The 3,102-nt window shown below is 49.4% G+C and carries 2 protein-coding genes; both read left to right on the top strand.

All coding sequences use genetic code 11. The features are described 5' to 3' along the window. Positions 1–772, top strand: a 772-nt coding sequence (locus WBC85_RS04125; protein ID WP_424433408.1) for an efflux RND transporter periplasmic adaptor subunit, incomplete at its 5' end; no start/stop codon positions are given. Beyond that, the coding region (locus WBC85_RS04120; RefSeq protein ID WP_424433407.1) for an efflux RND transporter permease subunit at positions 769–3,102 on the top strand (2,334 nt) is incomplete at its 3' end. The genes WBC85_RS04125 and WBC85_RS04120, both read left to right, overlap by 4 nt.

The following is a 3,102-nucleotide window of genomic DNA, read 5'->3' as shown; positions in this document are numbered from 1 at the left end:
ACTTTTAAGTTTCTACTCCAAAGAAATGGTTTCTGCAGCAGCTTTATATCTCACGGACGTCAAAACCGGCGGCAAGAAAGGTGCGCTCGGAAGCCTGCAGAGATTACAAAATTTGGGAGCTTCAAAGGAAGTAATTGAGGAGATAGAGCGCACCGGAAAGGTCCCTGTTTCAATGACCATGATGGCACCAAGACACGGCGTGGTGCTGGAGCGAATGGCAGTTGAAGGTATGATGGCACAAGCAGGCGAAACATTGTTCAAAATTGCCGATACGTCTGTTGTCTGGGTAATGGCAGATGTGCCGGAATTTGAACTCAGTTCCATTCGCGATGGGGCCGTTGTGAACATACGCATCCGGGGCCTGAAAGGACCGAATATCGTCGGAAAAGTAGACTTGATTTATCCCGAGATTCAGGGGGAGACCCGCACTGCCAAAGTGCGTGTTCAGGTTGATAATTCAACCGGGGTGTTGATTGCCAATATGTACGCAGATGTCAGCATCAACACCGGAGGCACAGATACGGTTGTCACTGTACCAGAAAGTGCTGTCATTGATTCTGGTGATCGTCAGGTTGTCATTTTGGACAAAGGAGAAGGTAGTTTCGAACCAAGAGATGTAAAACTTGGATCGCGTGGCAATGGAATGATTGAAATTATGGAAGGCGTATCCGAAGGTGACCGGCTGGTCGTTTCTGGCAATTTCCTGATCGACGCTGAAAGTAATTTGAAGGCGGCGTTGAGTGCCCTTACTCCTGCGGAGACCTCCAAATGATCTCCAAGATTATCGAATGGTCCGCGCGCAATCTCGTCCTCATCTTTTTCGCAACCGCATTGACAATTGCCGCTGGTATTTATGCCGTTCGAACTCTACCCCTAGATGCGATACCTGATTTGTCAGATGTGCAGGTCATCGTTTTCACCAATTATCCAGGGCAAGCGCCGCAGGTTGTAGAGGATCAAGTTACCTATCCTTTGACCACGTCGATGCTAACGGTTCCGCGCTCAAAAGTCGTGCGTGGTTTTTCGTTCTTCGGAGTTTCATTTGTCTATATTATTTTTGAAGATGGAACCGATCCCTATTGGGCACGAAGTCGGGTTCTTGAATATCTCAATGCCGCCGCCAGTAGATTACCGCAAGGTGTGAGCCCAACGCTGGGACCTGACGCGACGGGCGTTGGCTGGGTCTATCAATATGCTCTGGTTGCAAAGGAATTATCCCTTGCGGAAATCAGGTCCTTACAAGATTGGGTAGTCCGTTTTGCAGTTTCTAAAGCCGAAGGCGTCTCTGAAATTGCAAGTGTTGGTGGTTTCGTAAAGCAATATTCTATCGTGGTTGATCCCGCACGTATGCGTGCGCAACAGGTAACGCTGTCAGACATTGGCAATGCAGTTCGCGCTAGCAACATGGATACGGGCGGGCGAACGGTCGAAATATCCGAGTTCGAATTTATGGTTCGAGGTCGCGGCTATCTCAAGAATACAAATGATATCGAAAATATCGCGATCAAAAGTCTTAATGGGGTACCTTTAAGATTAAGCGATGTTGCTCGTGTTGACATTGTTCCAGATGAAAGACGAGGGATTACCGAACTCAATGGTGAGGGCGAAGTGGTCAGCGGCATTGTTCTGCAAAGGGTCGGCTCCAATGCGCTCGACGTGATCGAGAACGCTAAAATCAGTTTGGCAGATATTCAAAAGAGCCTACCTGACGGCACTGAGGTCGTATCGGTTTATGACCGTTCAGAACTGATTAATAACGCAATTGAAACCCTGAAAGCGACACTCCTTGAAGAAAGCATAGTCGTTGCCCTCGTAACCATCATTTTCCTGCTACATGTGCGAAGCGCGCTTGTTGCCATCATTATGCTGCCCGTCGGCATCTTGATCGCGTTTATAGCCATGCGGGCGCTCGGCTTGGGTTCGAACATCATGAGCCTGGGCGGTATCGCTATCGCCATAGGAGCGATGATTGATGCAGCTATTGTGATGATCGAAAATGCCCATAAACATCTTGAACGGGCACCACCTGATAAACCGCGTGTAGAAGTAATGATCGAAGCAGCATCGGAAGTCGGACCGGCTTTGTTTTTTAGTCTTTTGATCATTACGGTTTCGTTTCTGCCAATATTCACATTGGAAAATCAGGAGGGCAGGCTTTTTGGTCCTCTTGCTTTCACCAAGACATTTGCCATGGCGGCGGCGGCACTGCTTTCAGTTACACTCGTTCCGGCTTTGATGGTGGTGTTCGTCCGTGGAAAAATCATCCCCGAGCGCAAAAACCCGGTAAACCGGTTCCTGATTGCGATTTATCGCCCGGTCATTGCAGGTGTTTTGCGGGCCAAGACGCTCACAATAGGGATTGCGCTTATCGCTTTGGTTGTGACGATCTGGCCTGCCCGTCAGCTTGGTAGTGAATTCATGCCAAACCTTGATGAAGGCACAATGATGTATATGCCGACGACCCTGCCTGGTATTTCTGTGACCAAAGCGGCAGACCTCATGCAAATCCAGAACCGAATTATCAAATCCTTTCCAGAAGTGGAATCGGTCTTTGGTAAGGCCGGTCGCGCCATGACCGCAACGGACCCTGCACCCACAGAAATGTTTGAGACGATCATCAATCTCAAGCCAAAATCGGAGTGGCGGGACGGGGTCACCGCTGACAGTCTGAAAACCGAAATGGACGCGGCTCTTCAATTCCCGGGGGTATCAAATGCCTGGACGATGCCCATTCGTGCCCGCATTGATATGCTGTCTACTGGAATTCGCACGCCGGTTGGAGTGAAAGTTTATGGCAATAACCTCACTGAAATGGAGAATGTTGCACGGCAAATCGAGGCTGTACTACGCTCAGTTCCGGGGACTTCCAGTGCTTATGCTGAGCGAATTATTGGAGGCTACTATCTCGACATCATTCCTGATCGGATATCGCTGGGGCGCTATGGTCTGTCGATTGAAGCGGTTCAGGATGTCATTGCCATGGCTTTAGGTGCTGAAGTCGTCACTTCTACAGTTGAAGGTAGAGAACGATACGGCGTTTCTATCCGTTACCCACGTGATTTGCGCAGCGACCCAGATGCCATTGCAAGAGAAGTGCAGATC

Source organism: Planktotalea sp., assembly GCF_049680325.1.
In the GTDB taxonomy this organism is placed as follows: domain Bacteria; phylum Pseudomonadota; class Alphaproteobacteria; order Rhodobacterales; family Rhodobacteraceae; genus Planktotalea.
The sequence above is the reverse complement of the archived record's forward strand: the minus strand, read 5'-3'. Positions and strand labels throughout refer to the sequence as shown.